18 protein-coding genes are annotated in these 16456 nt (G+C 46.0%); 11 read left to right on the top strand and 7 right to left on the bottom strand.

Features of this window, described 5'->3' with window-relative positions; genetic code table 11:
• Nucleotides 1-28 precede the first annotated feature (28 nt).
• Nucleotides 29-676, top strand: a complete 648-nt coding sequence (locus AC1DLI_RS02510; RefSeq protein ID WP_477599300.1) for a rhomboid family intramembrane serine protease — start codon at nt 29-31, stop codon at nt 674-676.
• Nucleotides 677-710: 34 nt separating this feature from the next.
• On the top strand, nt 711-1619 hold the full coding sequence (gene gltC, locus AC1DLI_RS02505; protein ID WP_477599298.1) for a glutamate biosynthesis transcriptional regulator GltC: 909 nt from the start codon (nt 711-713) through the stop codon (nt 1617-1619).
• A 72-nt stretch (nt 1620-1691) separates the two neighbouring features.
• Here gltC and AC1DLI_RS02500 read toward each other — a convergent pair whose 3' ends face one another.
• Nucleotides 1692-2372, bottom strand: a complete 681-nt coding sequence (locus AC1DLI_RS02500) for a zinc metallopeptidase (RefSeq protein ID WP_477599296.1) — start codon at nt 2370-2372, stop codon at nt 1692-1694.
• Nucleotides 2373-2408: 36 nt separating this feature from the next.
• Nucleotides 2409-2834 (bottom strand): MerR family transcriptional regulator, encoded by a 426-nt coding sequence (locus AC1DLI_RS02495; RefSeq protein ID WP_477599294.1) that lies wholly within the window; start codon nt 2832-2834, stop codon nt 2409-2411.
• Nucleotides 2835-3391: 557 nt separating this feature from the next.
• Between AC1DLI_RS02495 and AC1DLI_RS02490 the strand changes: the two genes are divergently transcribed.
• Genes AC1DLI_RS02490 through AC1DLI_RS02480 form a run of 3 tightly spaced genes read left to right on the top strand, consistent with a single transcriptional unit; the run spans nt 3392 to nt 6613 of the window.
• Nucleotides 3392-4756 (top strand): ammonium transporter, encoded by a 1365-nt coding sequence (locus AC1DLI_RS02490; RefSeq protein ID WP_477599292.1) that lies wholly within the window; start codon nt 3392-3394, stop codon nt 4754-4756.
• 42 nt (nt 4757-4798) lie between these two features.
• Nucleotides 4799-5866 (top strand): DUF294 nucleotidyltransferase-like domain-containing protein, encoded by a 1068-nt coding sequence (locus AC1DLI_RS02485; protein ID WP_477599290.1) that lies wholly within the window; start codon nt 4799-4801, stop codon nt 5864-5866.
• Between the two features lie 12 nt (nt 5867-5878).
• Nucleotides 5879-6613, top strand: a complete 735-nt coding sequence (locus AC1DLI_RS02480) for an exonuclease domain-containing protein (protein WP_477599288.1) — start codon at nt 5879-5881, stop codon at nt 6611-6613.
• Here AC1DLI_RS02480 and AC1DLI_RS02475 read toward each other — a convergent pair.
• Entirely contained in the window at nt 6599-7045 is a 447-nt protein-coding gene (locus AC1DLI_RS02475) for a M67 family metallopeptidase (RefSeq protein WP_477599286.1), read from the bottom strand. The two genes, AC1DLI_RS02480 and AC1DLI_RS02475, sit on opposite strands and share 15 nt — an antisense overlap.
• Before the next feature lie 259 nt (nt 7046-7304).
• Here AC1DLI_RS02475 and AC1DLI_RS02470 point away from each other — a divergent pair, with 259 nt between their 5' ends.
• A complete protein-coding gene (locus tag AC1DLI_RS02470; protein WP_477599284.1) occupies nt 7305-7844 on the top strand; it encodes a TlpA family protein disulfide reductase in 540 nt (179 codons plus the stop codon).
• A 137-nt stretch (nt 7845-7981) separates the two neighbouring features.
• Here AC1DLI_RS02470 and cimA read toward each other — a convergent pair whose 3' ends face one another.
• Complete coding sequence (gene cimA / locus AC1DLI_RS02465) at nt 7982-9598, bottom strand: citramalate synthase (RefSeq protein WP_477599282.1); 1617 nt, start codon at nt 9596-9598, stop codon at nt 7982-7984.
• 202 nt (nt 9599-9800) lie between these two features.
• Between cimA and AC1DLI_RS02460 the strand changes: the two genes are divergently transcribed.
• The 3 genes from AC1DLI_RS02460 to AC1DLI_RS02450 all read left to right on the top strand — a co-directional run bounded on the left by AC1DLI_RS02460 (nt 9801) and on the right by AC1DLI_RS02450 (nt 12943).
• Nucleotides 9801-11087, top strand: coding sequence for a DNA polymerase IV (locus AC1DLI_RS02460; protein WP_477599280.1), 1287 nt, complete (start codon nt 9801-9803; stop codon nt 11085-11087).
• Nucleotides 11088-11145: 58 nt separating this feature from the next.
• Nucleotides 11146-11382 carry a ferredoxin gene (locus AC1DLI_RS02455; protein WP_056627358.1) on the top strand — a complete coding sequence of 79 codons (237 nt, stop codon included), beginning with the start codon at nt 11146-11148 and terminating at the stop codon, nt 11380-11382.
• Between the two features lie 154 nt (nt 11383-11536).
• Nucleotides 11537-12943, top strand: coding sequence for a L,D-transpeptidase (locus AC1DLI_RS02450; RefSeq protein ID WP_477599277.1), 1407 nt, complete (start codon nt 11537-11539; stop codon nt 12941-12943).
• A gap of 5 nt (nt 12944-12948) precedes the next feature.
• Here AC1DLI_RS02450 and AC1DLI_RS02445 read toward each other — a convergent pair whose 3' ends face one another.
• Entirely contained in the window at nt 12949-13089 is a 141-nt protein-coding gene (locus tag AC1DLI_RS02445; protein WP_477599275.1) for a hypothetical protein, read from the bottom strand.
• A gap of 174 nt (nt 13090-13263) precedes the next feature.
• Between AC1DLI_RS02445 and AC1DLI_RS02440 the strand changes: the two genes are divergently transcribed.
• Nucleotides 13264-14361 carry a quinone-dependent dihydroorotate dehydrogenase gene (locus AC1DLI_RS02440; RefSeq protein ID WP_477599273.1) on the top strand — a complete coding sequence of 366 codons (1098 nt, stop codon included), beginning with the start codon at nt 13264-13266 and terminating at the stop codon, nt 14359-14361.
• Nucleotides 14362-14378: 17 nt separating this feature from the next.
• On the top strand, nt 14379-15182 hold the full coding sequence (yjbM, locus tag AC1DLI_RS02435) for a GTP diphosphokinase (RefSeq protein WP_477599271.1): 804 nt from the start codon (nt 14379-14381) through the stop codon (nt 15180-15182).
• Nucleotides 15183-15368: 186 nt separating this feature from the next.
• On the opposite strand, the gene AC1DLI_RS02430 is transcribed toward yjbM, so the two are convergent.
• Both AC1DLI_RS02430 and AC1DLI_RS02425 read right to left on the bottom strand, forming a co-directional pair.
• On the bottom strand, nt 15369-15905 hold the full coding sequence (locus tag AC1DLI_RS02430; protein ID WP_477599269.1) for a PCYCGC motif-containing (lipo)protein: 537 nt from the start codon (nt 15903-15905) through the stop codon (nt 15369-15371).
• Nucleotides 15902-16417 (bottom strand): thioredoxin family protein, encoded by a 516-nt coding sequence (locus AC1DLI_RS02425; protein ID WP_477599267.1) that lies wholly within the window; start codon nt 16415-16417, stop codon nt 15902-15904. The genes AC1DLI_RS02430 and AC1DLI_RS02425 overlap by 4 nt, the downstream gene beginning before the upstream one ends.
• Nucleotides 16418-16456: the final 39 nt, after the last annotated feature.

Raw genomic sequence — 16456 nt, 5'->3', positions numbered from 1 at the left:
AATTGTTGGATAGAAAAGGGGTGATCCTATGATATTCTTGCGTTATGAAAGCTTTCGCTCGTACTTAAAACTTTATCCCGTAACTTCCGTCTTAATTGCGCTAAACATTATATACTTCATTATAATCGCATGGAATGGCGATCCTAATAATGTTTATGATGCTGCTAAATATGGTGCCTTTGTAACGGAGCCCGAATATAATTCGTTTGGGATGCAGGAGCCATGGCGGTATGTTACTTCTATTTTTATGCATTCCGGAATAGAGCATTTGCTGTACAATATGTTTGCTTTGCTCATATTCGCGCCGCCGCTGGAATATTTGCTAAAACAAGCTCGATATCTGGTTTTTTATTTGTTATGCGGAATCGCTGGCAATGCAATGAGTGCCTTTGTCAACGTGGTTGAAGGTGACCTATACGAACATGTTGGTGTGGGAGCCTCAGGAGCGATTTATGGCGTCTATGGAGCTTTTTTATTCATCTCCTTATTCCAAAAGTCGCAGCTGGATGAAAGCTCGCGTAAAACGGTATATACCATATTAATATTTGGAGTTATCTATTCCTTCCTTGTGCCAAGTATTGATCTATGGGCACATCTAGGGGGCGCTCTAACCGGCTTTCTGCTTTATAATGTGTTTGACCGTGTAAAGACGCGAAGAAAACAACGCCTATTATGAAAACTATGTATGTACGGGAGAGAAACTAACCGGTATGGAACTTCGTCAGCTTCATTATTTTGTAAAAGTGGCAAAAAAAGAGCATGTTACGCAAGCTGCTGAAGAATTGCATGTGGCGCAATCAGCGGTCAGCCGCCAGATTCATCAACTCGAAGAAGAACTTGGCGTTAAATTATTCGTTCAAAAAGGCAGGAACCTGCAGCTCACACCGGTCGGCCAGCTTTTCTTAAAGCGCGCTGAAGTCATTCTGGCTGATCTCGAGCGTGCGGTTATTGAGATACATGAGTTTCTTGATCCGGAGAAAGGCGAGATAAGGCTCGGCTTCCCGCATAGTCTTGGGATTTCATTAATTCCGCAGGTGGTTGCGGCTTTCCGCAAACTACATCCTAATGTGAAATTTAGATTTAAGCAGGGGATGTATCCATCGCTTATCCGCGACATGGTCAAAGGCGAAATTGATTTGGCATTCATATCTCCATTTCCTAATGAACATGAATTCGTATGCGGCGAGGTTTTGTTAACAGAAGAGCTGTATGCAATTCTGCCTCCGGGCCATCGGTTATCAGACAAGGAATCAATCGAGCTGAAGGAGCTGGAGCATGAAACTTTCGTGTTGTTTAGCGAAGGCTACTCACTGAGGCCGATCGTTTGGGATGCATGCCAAGAAGCTGGCTTTACGCCGAGAATCGGTTTTGAGGGAGAAGAAACGGATACGATTAGAGGTTTGGTGGCTGCGGGGATGGGCGTGAGTCTTCTGCCTGAAATGGCTCTACATTATACGGGCCCCTTGCAGCCGACAAAGGTTCGTGTGACCGAGCCCCAAGTGACTCGAACGATTGGTCTTATTCGGCGGTCTAATGAAAAGCTGCCGTTGGTCGCTAAGGTGTTCCACGGCTTCCTGCTTCGTTATTTTCAAGATACAATGGAAAAACCGATTAGATGATGATATAGAAAAGGAGCTGTTCCGCTTGGTCTTTGCAGACCGTTTTGGAACAGCTCCATTTTTTTGCGTTTGTTATTCCTGCCGGCTGCCGCCAACAAAGATTAAGATGTATCTGATAAGCTCCAAGAGAGAAAGAAGGGCGGCGGCTACATAGGTTAATGCTGCTGCGTTAAGCACCTTCGCGACTCCGCGTTCCTCGTCATTGGTGATGAAGCCTTCGGCAATCATGATATCGCGTGCGCGGTTGCTGGCATTAAACTCGACGGGAAGCGTAATGACCTGGAAAGCAACGGCAACCGAGAAAAAGATGATGCCGAGTCCGATTAAATTCAATGCCGAGAATAGAATTCCGGCGATGAAAAGAAAAGGAGCGACGCCGGAAGCAAAATTCACGATTGGAAAGATACGGTGGCGCAGAACAAGCATAGGATAATGCTCGGCATGTTGTATAGCATGACCTACTTCATGACAGGCAACGGAAACGGCAGAAATTGTATTTTCATAATATACAGGCTCAGACAGACGAACGACGCGATGTATCGGATCGTAATGATCGGTGAGCACGCCGCGCACAGGTTCGATGGGCACATCATGCAGCCCTTTGGAATCGAGCATGCGCCTCGCAGCTTGATAGCCGGTTAAACCGCTGTTAGCATGTACGGAAGTCCATTTCTTAAAAGTACCTTTAACGCGGAATTGAGCCCAAATCGTTAATATAAAAGCGAGTATAATTAAAATGTAGATAAACGTCATTGAGTCATCCCTCCATTTTATTGATGCGATCTAACGCTACATAAGAGAGCTTTTGTTAATTAGAAGCATGAGTGCCTCGATACAAGCAGCGGTTTGCGGCATGAGACGCGTGTAAAGGTGGTTGGCTTGCCTTGGCTTGAGATTTTTTATAACAGGCTCCAGTTCCTTCACTTCACGTTCCAGCTGGCTTATATGATGCTGCAGATCCGTTAGCTTGCGAGAGACCTGCTCCTCAGGCGTAATCTTACTCCAGCTTTCAATAGCGGCTTTGATCTCATCTAATGTATATTTATCTTTTTTCATCTGTTCAATACGTTCTAAGCGTCGCAAAGTTTCGTCTGAATAGAGGCGATAGTTTTTGGCGGAACGCTCTGCAGGCTCGATTAGACCGATTGAAGTATAATAATCAATTGTACGTGGACTGATATGCGCAAGCTTCGATAGTTCTCCGATTCGATACATTTTCAAATCCTCCATTCGTTCAGAATATATAAAGTATTTTCATTCAAGCTTTATCCTTATTTTATTGCTGTAATTTCCGTAAACAATAATTATCTTCTATTATAGTGATTTTTGCTAACGCCATCTTATGGAAAGGGCTATGTCTGTACCTCTAATGATAATAGGAAAGTAACCATACAGTCAAACGTGTTACATGGTCTTGCGTCAAATGTTCATCGTCACGTTAGTCGACTGGATAGCGCAATTGTATTTCTACTATATAACTCCTTAAATAGTGACATGAATCAGATTAAAGCTGCTTATGATAAAAATATGATTTCATGAAATAGGAATCAATGCCTATATAATGAGAAAATGCGAAGAATAAACAGGCCAAATGGGTAATTTAGGTAACGTTTTGTTCAAAAACTTAACGTTCGTGTCAGATTTCGTGCCGAACGTTTGATTTTTTTTGTAAATTTAGATAAAACGTATTGTCAAATTGAGCACTACTGACTATAATGACATTAAGTCTTTCCTCTCATGTAAGGAAACATAACACTTAGGGAGTGGTCGTAATGATTAAGAAAACAATGTTAGCTTTAGGAATCTTCACCTTATTGTTTCCGGTAATGGCGTTTGCAGAGGATCCTTCCGCCGCAACGTTGAACATGGGTCTAAACTCGCTTTGGGTTATGCTCTCATTCATTCTCGTTCTACTAATGCAAGGCGGATTCATTCTTCTTGAAACTGGTTCGACTCGTATGAAAAATGCTGGCCACGTGGCAGGAAAAACGATCTTTACTACTGGCCTCGCTGCACTTATTTATTGGGCATTCGGTTACGGCATCACTTTTGGCGGCGATAGCGGCATTAATGCACTAATCGGTTGGGGTAACTTCTTCTTCGATCCTTCCATTACTGCAGGTGAAGGTGAAAATTATCCAAGCACAGTGTTCTTCTTGTTCCAACTAGCATTTGCAGCAGTATCGCTTTCTATCGCATGGGGCGGTTTTGCAGAAAGAGCTAAGCTATCCTCATACATCGTATTTACATTATTTTTCACTGCGATTATTTACCCGGTAGTAGCTCACTGGATCTGGGGCGGCGGTTGGCTTGCTGAAGACGGAGCACAGGATTTCGCGGGCTCCACGGTCGTTCACTTAACCGGTGCGCTTGCCGCATTTGCAGCAACCGTATTACTTAAGCCGCGTATCGGTAAATTCAATAAAGACGGCTCGGCAAACGAAATTTTGGGTCATAACCAGGTTTTCACTGCGCTTTCCGTTTTGCTTCTATGGGTTGGTTGGTTTGGCTTCAACGCGGGCAGCACGGTAGCTATCGGCGATGGATTCTTCGGATATGTAGCATTTAACACGATGCTTGGAGCAGGCGCGGGCGGCGTGGCAGCACTTCTTATTTCTTGGGCAGTTACAGGTAAAGCAGATATTACATCTATGCTTAACGGTACGCTTGCAGGTCTTGTTGCGATTACAGCATCTTGTGCATATGTCGCTCCTTGGGCTGCGGTAGTGATCGGTCTGGTTGCTGGTGTTCTTGTATTCTACAGCGTGAAGTTCTTCGAAAAAATTAAAGTCGATGATCCAATCTACGCATTGTCCGTACACGGTGCAGCTGGTATCTGGGGTACGCTTGCTAATGGTATCTTCGCTACACAATTACTTGCGGATAAAGTTGGCGTAGGTACAGGCGGCTTGATCGACACGGGCAGCTGGAAGCAACTATGGGTTCAATTTGAATCGGTTGTCGTAGTTGGCGCATTCGTACTTGCAGCTTCGTTCCTTATCCTTGGCATTATGAAGCTTGTCATGGGCTTCCGTGTTACGGAAGAGCAAGAAATTATCGGTCTTGACCTGAGTGAGCATGGGGCTTATGGTTATCCTGAGCAAATGAAAAAAGCAGGTCAAAACTTTCAAGGGTAATGCAATAACCATGATGGACTGACCGAAGGGAGAGGGCATCGCATGAGTGATCCGGTGCGATTGCAGCTGCTAAAGCAGATTGGTTCAGCCGATCATGTAGAAGGGCTGCGAAACTTGCGGGATCAGGTACACGAGCATATGGAAGCTCTTCTCCCCACGCGTCCGGTCGAACAATTTAACGAACAATTGAATGAGGTGCACGATGCGGTAATAGAACGCTCGATTATCCTCGCAGAAGCGGAAATGGCACGGTTGGGGAAGGGTTCTCCCCCCGTGCCTTACGCATATTTATTGTTCGGCAGCGGCGGTCGGAAAGAGCAGACTTTGTCAAGCGATCAAGACAGCGGAATTGTCTATCGGGATCCAGTGGCCGATTCAGCAGAAGTTAAGGATTATTTTAAAGAGCTTAGCGAGATTATTGTTCAAAATCTTCAAGGGGTAGGTTACCCTCCATGCGAAGGCAATGTGCTGAGCAGCAACCAGGAATGGTGCTTATCACTTTCAGAGTGGGGCAGTAAACTGGATCATTGGTTCGAAGAACCGGCATGGGAGGCAGTGCGATATTTGCTTATCATTGCGGATGGCCGCGGAGTATATGGGGACTTTGGGTTGGTTGAAGAACTAAAGGACTTGTATTTTACCGACATGCTGAACCATCCGATCATTTTGAAGCGAATGTTGGACAATACCTTGCGCCATAAAGTACTGCTTGGTTTTTTTGGTCAACTTTTAAAGGAGCAGTATGGCGTGGATGCGGGTAGCCTTGATATTAAATACGGTGCTTATATACCAATGGTCAATTCAATCAGGCTTTTATCTATTCAGGAAGGCATTCGCGAAACATCCACATTAGAGAGAATCAAAATGCTCGTACACGCGGGCAAGATGTCTGAAAAGGACGCCGCCATTTACGATCAAGCTTTTCGTATTTTACTGCGACTCCGATTAATGACGACCGAACAAAATTCGGATGGCTTATATGCGAATAATGGCAAGATGTCGAGCCGTAAATTGACGAAGGAAATGACTGATGAATTAAAGAGTAGTCTGCGCCTGGGCAAGAAACTGCAAAGAGCAGTTTTTAAGCAAACAATGGGCAGGCTTACTTAAGGCGGTGGGGAAATGAAGGAACAAAAAGGCGTCGGTCGGATGTGGAACCTATACAAAATGGGAGGATTTACGCCTGCCATCGCTTCTATGCTAGGCTCTCAAAATGCGCAGCAAATGGCGTTTATTCGTAATGTCAATAAAGAACAGCGTAAGCAATCGATGTTCGACATGCCGCTTAAGGAGCTTGAGGTCATTGTATTCGATCTGGAAACAACGGGTTTCTATCCTAATAACGGTGATGAAATTATTTCGTTTGGAGCCGTACTGCTGCGGGGCGGTGAAATCATGGAGAACGAAACGTTCTACAGCCTCGTTAATCCCAAACGGAAAATACCGAAAGCGATTGTTGAGCTGACGGGCATTACAAACGAAATGGTGCAGGATGCACCTGATTTAATGCAGGTGCTTCACGATTTTATGGAGTTTGTCGGCAGACGACTGCTCGTGGCGCATGCTTCGGGCCACGACAAGCAGTTTCTGAACGCGGCATTATGGCGAACCTCTAAAATTAATTTAAACCACAGAGTGCTGGATACGATGATGGTAGCGAAGTGGCTGGAGCCGAACCTGGAAGGGTACAGCTTGGATGAACTTCTGGATAGCTGCTGTATTCCAATAACGGAACGGCATCACGCGCTGCAGGATTCGATTATGACGGCCAAGTTATGGCAAAACTATCTCGCTCGTATTCTGGAGAGGAATATTACGACGCTGGGCGATCTTTATGCTTATTTAAGCAAGCACTAATTGCATGGGAATAAATGTACCTTCCGTGCGACGGTAGGGCTGTACGTGAGGCGTTTCGATGTTGCGTAATGAAACAATCCAATAGGATAGCTCAGATGCTGGCAGAAAGCCTTCAGAGTCGCTAGAAGACGGAATGGCCTCTGTACGCGGATGAGAATGAAACAAGCCGACAAGCGTTTGTCGGTTTTTTTGCATTTCAAAATAAGCGGCAGTCCATTCGGCTGGATCGAAGGTAAACGAATGAGTGGGATTGATATGTTTATTGGAGATCGGAATGATCGTATCGATTATGGTTGGGTTTTCACCCTGCATTGTTTTTTGGCTGCTAACTAAGATCCCGCAAGCCTCCATAGGCCGAGCGTGTTTACAAATGCTTATAAGCAGATCATATGCGGATTTGGTGATCATGCCTTTCGATTGCTGCGCTTCCATATTAACGCCTCCTTCTTAGTCATTCATATAAGTTAACATATAAGTTAAGTGGAACGAAATAGGTCCAAGCTCGCTAATCGGAGCAGATTGTGTATGAACGATGCGACAGTTACCGATAATAGGACAAGCACAAAAGGCAAGACACCAATAAACGTGACGTTTTTATGGCTAATATGCCACTTGCCTTGAGCTTCCATTCGGTGCATGATACCATGGAGCCATACATGAAAATGATATTGCGAGAGAAGGAAGGTACGTCATGAAACGCGTTATTGCTCTTTTTACCATTGCGCTGCTTTTTGCGGGATTAGCTGTATTTCAATATAAAGATGACGGTACGAAATCTGTTACGCTGGCGGCTCCAGCGGGGGATTTTAAACCGAAGGCGGGATACGAAGCAACTGTTTTCAAGCTTCCCGCACTTGATGAGCAGTCTTACGAAATAGGAGGGCAGCAGGGCAAGCTTACCTTCGTTAATTTTTGGGCATCCTGGTGCGGACCCTGTGAGCTTGAGGCGCCAGATCTGCAGCGTTTGCATGAGCAATATGGCGATGCCATTCAGCTGTATGGCGTAAACGCAACCAAATATGATAAAGAGCGGGCTGCCAGGGATTTTGTGAATGAGCATGAGTTTACGTTTCCGATATTGATGGACCGGGTGGGCGATGTTACGAAACAATATAAGGTAGATACGTTTCCAACAACCTTCCTTATTGATAGTAAAGGCGTCATTAGGGAACGTATTAACGGTGTCATCCCCTATGAAGAATGGCAGCGGTTGATTGAAAAGTGGATGTAACCAGGCGTAAATGGCTGCAGCCGTCCTTTGGCGAAGAAAGCTCGGTTTGCGGATTTAGAAGAGAATACTTATAAAATCTTATATAAAAAAAGGGTTGGCTGGATATCACAATGTGATATCCAGCCAACCCTTTTTTATTAATGATTTACAAGCCCGATGCGATCAAGCGGATCGACATGCGTATTATCAACCTTAACCATGTTGAGCAGCGCATAACGGATGCTGTCGACAAGTGCTTCCCAGCTTGCCTCGATGACATTGTTGGAAACGCCGACTGTGCTCCATGTGTTATCAAGTCCTGTTGATTCGATTAGTACGCGGACCTTAGCGGCTGTAGCGTCCTTCTCGTCGATGACACGAACTTTATAATCGGATAGGTGAATGCTTTCGATCTTGGGATAAAACTGCACCAGCGCCTTGCGCAGGGCGTTATCGAGCGCGTTAAGAGGACCATTGCCTTCAGCTGCCGTGTAAACCTGCTGTCCGCCAACGTTAATCTTGACGATAGCTTCGGAAATCATTTGACCGTTTGTTTTTTCTACGAGCATTTTGAAGGATTCAACCGTGAACACTTCCTTAACCTCGCCGCCGAATGCTTCACGCAGCAGGAGCTCGAGAGAAGCGTCAGCGCCCTCGAACTGATAGCCTTGATGCTCCAGATCTTTGATTTGATCCATTATGAGCTTCGTTTTTTCATTGTTTGCATTAACGTCAAGTCCAAGCTCTTTGGCTTTGGAAATAATATTGCTTTGTCCCGCGAGCTCAGAAACGAGAATACGCTGCTTATTGCCTACAAGCTCCGGCTGAATATGCTCATAGGTTTTGGAGTCCTTCATAATGGCGGAGACGTGAATGCCGCCTTTATGCGCGAATGCTGCATTGCCGACATAAGCTTGGCCAACCGGCATATGTACATTCGCGATTTCACTAATATACCGTGCCGTACTAGTGAGCACGCGAAGCTTCTCTTCCGGCAAAACGTCGTAGTTCATTTTAATTTGCAGGTTAGGAATGATCGAGCATAGATTCGCGTTGCCGCATCGTTCGCCATAGCCATTGATCGTTCCCTGTACTTGACGCGCGCCGGCTTCAACAGCTGCGAGGGAGTTAGCGACTGCAAGCTCGCAATCATTATGCGTATGAATGCCGATCGGTGTAACCAATTCTTGCTTAACCCGCGAAACGATCTCATGAATTTCGCTCGGAAGCGTACCGCCATTCGTATCGCAAAGGACCAGCCAGTTCGCTCCAGCCTCTTGTGCTTTCTTCAATACGGATATTGCGTACTCCGGATTATTCTTGTAGCCGTCGAAGAAATGCTCGGAATCAAACAAGGCTTCCATTTCGTTTTGCTTTAAAAAAGCAATCGAATCATAAATCATCGAAAGGTTTTCTTCTAGTGTCGTTTGCAGGGCAGTATGTACATGAAAGTCCCATGACTTGCCTACAAGCGTTGCGGCCGGAACCCCCGATTCAGCGATGCGGACGAGACTTGCATCCTGCTCAGCCAAACTGTTCTTGCGGCGTGTGCTGCCGAATGCGGTGATTTTGGCGTTAAGGTTGAATGCTTTGATCCGTTGGAAAAATTCGATATCCTTGCTGTTGCTTCCTGGATTGCCGCCTTCAATATAATGAACGCCCAACGCATCGAGCTTCTGGGCGATTTTTAATTTGTCATCCGCTGACAGGCTGATGCCTTCACCTTGAGTACCGTCACGCAGCGTCGTATCAAATATGGAAATGTTGTTTGTCATTAACGGGACGCCTCCTTCGTTGATTGCCTATTCAAATCATAATTTACTATTATAACACTTGTCTTCACGAAAGTAGAGGGGAAAAAAGTAATTTTTGTGGCTAGACCTGCTGTCGTTGACTTGACCCTACTGGAATTGTATGCTTGGGTTGATCAAACTTATGTTCGCTTATTGCTTCAATTAGGCGGTGTTTAACTCGATTATGAAAAATACAAATGATCATTATCCGGCTAAAGGCCGTGTTATCATTCATTTAGATATGAATGCTTTTTATTGCTCCGTCCATGAAGCCGAAGAGCCTGAGAAATACAAGAACAAGCCTACAGCGGTGTCCGGAAGCGTGGAGCAGCGAAAGGGTATTTTGGTTACCTGCTCCTATTTGGCAAGAAACAGAGGAATTAAGACGGGAATGACGGTAAGACAGGCACTTCAGCTATGCCCCGAGCTTATACTAATAAAGCCTGATTTTACGCTTTACCGAAAATATTCTCAGGGATTCATGGCTATCGCCAGACAATATACGCCGCTTGTGGAGGCCGTATCGATCGATGAGTGCTATATGGATATCACGGGGTCGAAAATGTTTGGGACGCCGCTAGAAATTGCAGAATCCCTGCAGAAGCGAATCCAGTCGGAGTGGACGCTTCCATGCTCGATTGGCTTGGCCCCGAACAAACTGCTTGCGAAGATGGCTTCGGATATGAAGAAGCCGAACGGACTAACAGTGCTGCGAATTCGTGATGTGAAAAGTGTATTATGGGATAAATCATGCGATACGTTGTTCGGAATAGGCAAAAAAACGGCTGATAAGCTTGCAAAGCTAAACATTCGTACGATTGGGCAGCTGGCGGCTGCCGAGGAACACATGCTAAATAAGCATTTTGGTGTCGTAGGCTCATGGATGAAATCCGCTGCGCACGGAATTGACCACGCTGAGGTTAATCCGAACAGGGAGCGGAATAAGTCGATCGGACATACAACGACGCTTCCGAGCGACTTAACGACCCGCGAGGATGTATTCAGGGTGCTGCTCAATTTAGCCGATCAGACTGGACGAAGACTGCGCAGGCAAAAGTTAGTTGCGACAACGGTTCAGATTACGATCCGCAAGCCGGATATGACAACGATTACCCGCTCTCATACATTGGCTGCCCCAACACAGGAGGCTGATGTATTTTACAGGGAAGCCTGCAGGCTGTATGAGAAGCATTGGAAGATTGGCGAGCCAATCCGTCTGCTCGGAATCACCCTTCAAAATCTCACGCCGCTGGACGATACGGCCCTTCAGCTTGATTTGTTCAGCTATGAGCAGCAGCCGCGGAAGGAAGCATTAACCAAAGCGATGGACCGACTCCGCGACAAATACGGAGAGGACGCGGTTCTGACTGCGGGAATGCTTGGTGATGACCCATCAACCTTAATTAGGAATAAACGAATTCGCGGTACATCCTTGCAAAAGGATGATAGTTTGTTATATATTGATGAATGAAGCTTGACTGATCAGAGACGAGATTATTCCGTATATTTTTATTTGGGAGGGAATTTCCATGGGTAAGTTTACTTGGGTTGAAAAAGATACGTGCATCGCTTGTGGAGCTTGCGGAGCAACCGCTCCTGACATTTATGATTATGATGATGAAGGTCTTGCAGAAGTTATTTATAAAGCAGACGGAAACAAAGGAAACACAGAGATTCCGGAAGATTTGTTTGATGATTTGCAGGATGCGGCTGACGGCTGTCCTACTGATTCAATCAAAATTGCAGACGTTCCTTTTAATTACTAAATCATAATCGGAAGCAAAGCTCCTCATCGCATGCTTAAACTGCGAAGAGGAGCTTTTTTCTGTTTTCTGTACGCACAGTAAAATGCTGAAGGGATACAAACAAGCACCCATCCTGCCGATAAAGAAAACATACCACATGTTGGGAGGATGGGGGATGGACTCTCCAGATGACATATTATATTTGAAGCAATTTGTAAAGCAGCACCCTGATAACCAAATGGGGTGGTATTTGCTTGGCAAGCAATATTTGCTCGCTGGAAAAGAGGGCAAAGCAAACTACTGTTTTTTGCAAGCCGGCGAGGTTTATGACGCTTTTGAGCATGAAAGCCATCCTTTATCGGAAAAGCAGCTGCAGCTGCTTAAAGAATGGGGCTTGCGGCATAAGAAAAAAATGCTTGTCCGCAGAACCGTAGCATTAGTGGTCTTACTGCTCTTCATTGCTGTATTAGTGCCCGCTAACGGCGCTATCTATAAACAGACGGACGAACAACCCAAACCGGTGGCTCAAGGCTATATCCCTCCAATAGGAATTGTATTGGTTCCGCAAAAAGATCGAAATCCGATTGGAAGTGCTTGGAATAGTCTGATTGCTGCGGGGAAAGAAGCTTCGCTGCTCACGATCGCAGCTCGGCTGGAGGAGGATAACGGCTGGCGCAAATGGACAGGAAATACAAGACTGCTTATGTCTGTGGAGAAGGGCGATTTAAACGGAAAGCTAAATGTGACGATGTTTGATCGGCTTGCCTGCTCGTGTGAGCCGTCTGATGCAGCTGCAGTCACAGAACAGTACAAAGGCTGGAGAGAGCAGCAGGAGACACACTGGACGCTCGCTAGCGCAGTCTATCATTATGAGAAGAAATACAAGAAATGGCCGGAGAAGCTGGATGATCTTATCAAGCCTTACCCGAATAATGTCATCGCTGGAGAACGCGAAGGCATGAGGACGATGTTTCCGGTGGTGCTGAAGAAGCTCAAAGGCACACACCAAAGTAGCATTAGTGAAGCCGAAGTGCCATCCGTAGAAGCGGGCAATCAGCCGATGCAGGGGAAGGATAAGTTGACGAAGCCGAGTAGTAATCCGATGGTAGGCAGCAACGGTATTTTAGATAAAGAATGGAGCCAACCTCTTTCGATCGTTGTCGATAAATCGAACCATAGGCTTGCTGTTGTTCAAGGTAACATCGTAGTGCGCAGTTATCAGGTAGGTCTTGGCGGAGACGAAACGCCTGAGGGGAGCTTTTATATCAGCGAAAAGGTAAAGAATCCAAATGGACGCGAGGACGGAGATTTCGGAAGCCGCGGCATGACGCTGTCTAACACCTTATTCGCAATCCATGGAACCGATGAGCCGAGCAGCTTAGGCAAGGATGAGTCGCTGGGCTGCGTTAGAATGGGCAAGGCGGATGTCGAGGAGCTCTTCGATATGGTGCCTCTCGGAACGGCGGTGCAAATAAAAAACGGGACGCTTCCATCCAAGCTGCAGCAGCCTCCCGAACGCTTTAGGCTGGAGCCGCGCCAGAATGAAACCAATCCCGCTAAAATTTATAAATGGTTGACGTAAGAGGCTTACGAAGTGAAAACTAAAAGCAAGGCAACCGCAACGACAATAACGCCGACGATAGAACCAATCCAAATGAGTGCTTCCTTGTTTACCTCTTCCTTCGGCTTTGCTTTAATTGTTGCAGGCTTTCTTTTTGGTGAACTCATCGACAATCAACCTCTCTATTTCAAAATGATAATGAATATGTTCTCATTGTAATCGTTTTCTAGACAAGCCGCAATATAACGGACGCTTGCACCTTATGTGCAGGCTCTTTTCTTTTTGTCGTAAAAAAGATAAACTGACATGTAGAACATACATCTGAGATCGGAGTGAGTAAGTTGCTTTATTCTTCAATTTTAAAGCCGATTTTTTTTCGAATGGACCCAGAAAAGGCTCATCATCTTGTTATTGACGGCCTAGCAGCAGGCGGCGTAGTTCCAGGATTAAACGGGCTAATGCATGCGATGTACGGCGTGGCAAAGTCGCCGGAGCTTGAGACTGATCTATTCGGACTGCATTTTCCACATCCGGTGGGCTTAGCCGCCGGTCTGGACAAAAACGGCAAAGCAGCAGACGGCTTCTCAAGCGTAGGCTTTGGCTTCGCCGAGGTAGGTACTGTAACACCGAAAGGACAAGCTGGAAACGAACAGCCGAGATTGTTCCGACTCCCGCCTGATGAAGCGCTTATCAATCGGATGGGCTTTAACAATGATGGAACGGCTGCTATGGCAGAGAAGCTGTCACGACGCAAAATAAATCGAATACCGATAGCCGTAAACATCGGCAAAAACAAAACGACTCCGAATGAGTTGGCCCATGAGGATTATCAAACCTGCATTCGGGATTTGTATACATATGGTGATTTCTTTGTCGTTAATATCAGCTCGCCGAACACTCCTGATCTACGCGACCTGCAGCATGGTGAAGAGCTTAGAAATCTGCTTAGCGCTGTAAAAAAGGAAATAAACACGCAGGCGGCGAAAGTAGGAACAAAAGCAAAACCTGTTCTAGTCAAAATCGCGCCCGACATGACGAATGAGCAGTTGGAGCTCACCGTGGCCACCATAATGGAGAGCGGCGTATCGGGGATAATCGCCACAAATACGACATTATCCCGTACGGGGCTGCAGCATTCGAATGCAGGCGAAGCGGGCGGACTCAGCGGTAAGCCGCTGCGTGAGCGTTCTACCGAGGTCATTCGGGCAGTATATCGCCAGACTGGCGGGCAGCTGCCGATTATTGGATCCGGCGGCATCTTTACGGCGCAAGACGCATACGATAAAATCCGCGCAGGAGCCTCGTTGGTTGAAATCTACACGGCGCTTATCTACAAAGGCCCTGGAGTGCTCCGTGAGTTGACGAACGGTTTGAAGGAATGTTTACGTAAGGATGGCTACCGAAATATTGCCGAGGCAGTTGGCGCAGATCACGTTTAAGAACAGGAGGCGGCCGGATGGACGGTAGAGACTGGAATCTTTTTTTACAGCCTTATGAACAAGCGGTTGAAGAACTTAAAGTGAAGTTTAAGACGATGCGGGTTGAACTGAAAATAAGAGAAGCATATGCGCCTATAGAATTTGTCACCGGCCGGGTTAAACGAATATCAAGCATCTTGGAGAAAGCGAAACGCCTGAATGTCCCTTCGGATCAACTGGATACGGGAATTGAGGACATTGCAGGAATACGTATTATGTGCCAATTTGTAGATGACATTCATCGAGTGGCTGGTTTGATACGTACACGTAAGGATTTATCGCTCGTTTACGAGAAGGACTATATTACAAATTTCAAAGACAGCGGCTACCGCAGCTATCATATGATTGTCGAATACCCGGTTCAAACCGCCCTTGGATACAAGATCGTGCTGGCAGAAATTCAAATTCGAACGCTGGCGATGAATTTTTGGGCGACAATCGAGCATTCCTTAAATTATAAGTTTAAAGAAAGCTTACCGGAGGATGTACGTACTCGCCTCAAAAAAGCAGCGGAAGCCGCATCGCAGCTCGATACAGAAATGACCAGCATTCGAAAAGAGATTTTGGATGCGCAAACGGAATTCGAGGAGCAGTCCAATGTGGTCTCGAAGGTGCTGAAAGGCATTCAAGATTTATATTTCTATCATCGGGTTCGTGAAGCGGCGCAGTTTCAAATGAAATTCAACGAAAAGTTTGAGAAAGAAGATTACCATGAGCTGAATCAGCTGTCGCTCGAGATTCAAGCGGCAATCGCGAAAGCCAAAAAAGGCAGTCAAGGCTAATTGAAAACAAGGAAAGGGCTGTCCGCCTGGTCTAGTTAGACCTGCTGGACAGCCCCTTCTTTTATTTATATATAAGAATTTATAAGTTTTCACTTATAAATGTGCTTATATATCTCCGCGAAACGATAGCTTTTGCCACTGAGGACGGCGACAGCCGTTTACGCTTGGTTCCGTCAATTATCAAGACTAGTCAATGGACTTTTTGGGTTTGTACAAGTCGTCTATCACGGCTCGTATCTCATCGGTCGTCTTGCCTTGCTTGCTTAAAGCGATGACTTCTTCCATCTCTTTCTTGCAAATGCCACAGCTGGTGCTGTGATTCGTCCAGGTTACGCTGCCCTCGTCTGCAGGATGCTCGGCAACGTAGCAGCGCAGAAGGGAATCATGCGGGTTTTCAACCTCAACGCCTTCTGCACAACCGCAATAACAGGTAATTCCACTCATGATGTCGGCATGGTCATGTACCGCTTTATAGAGCTCGCTCGTATGCGGAGTATAGTCCGAGAGGAAAGCAGGCAGCTCGTTATACGATGCTGTTGTTTGCCATGTTTCGGAGCCGTGTTGATGCTCAGCGCCCGCTTTATCGTCATCCGCCAAGCCGCATGCGGTGAGCAATGTAATGACTGCGAAGGCGAGCAGCATGGCATACATAAAACCGCGAATGCGCGAGCTTCTTTGCTCCTCTGCGATCTGTTCGTCCGTTTGGCGCTGACGTTTCATCATTTTGTCTCAGCTCCTGAATATTTGTTAAAGAATGCTCTGAAATCTTCTAAGCTGTAGCCAGTAGTGCCTTCTTCGGCAAGACCGCCCTCAAGCTTATCGATTTGTACGCCGTCTTTGAAATAAGCAAGGGTAGGTGTATATTCCACATTATACTTATTGAAATATGACGGAAACTCTCTTAAGTTGAATTGAGGCAAATCAACGCCCAGCTCGTCAACCAATGGCATTAGCTGAGGCGTTGTTTTCTGACAATGCGGGCAGTCGGAAGCGAATAGGTAGACGAAGAAATCTTCCTTATCGGCAACCTTCTTGTCCAATACATCCGGTAATATGATATTCTGGTAGTTAGGATCGTCAAGCTGCTTACGCGTTTCCGGGTTCAACTGTGATAAGGGCTTGCCATACAGGGCATTAACCTTTCCGCTGTTGTTAAGAATGAAAATAAAGCCGAATAATAGAACAACGATACCGATATACACATAGATCATTTTGACTTTGCTTTTCTTTTTCATGTGCGAGACAACCTCCGAAACTGGATTATGGCGGACAAG

The sequence above is a fragment of the Paenibacillus sp. 01T443 genome (assembly GCF_056398325.1).
Note: the sequence above shows the minus strand (reverse complement) of the source record. Positions and strands in the feature narration are given on the sequence as shown.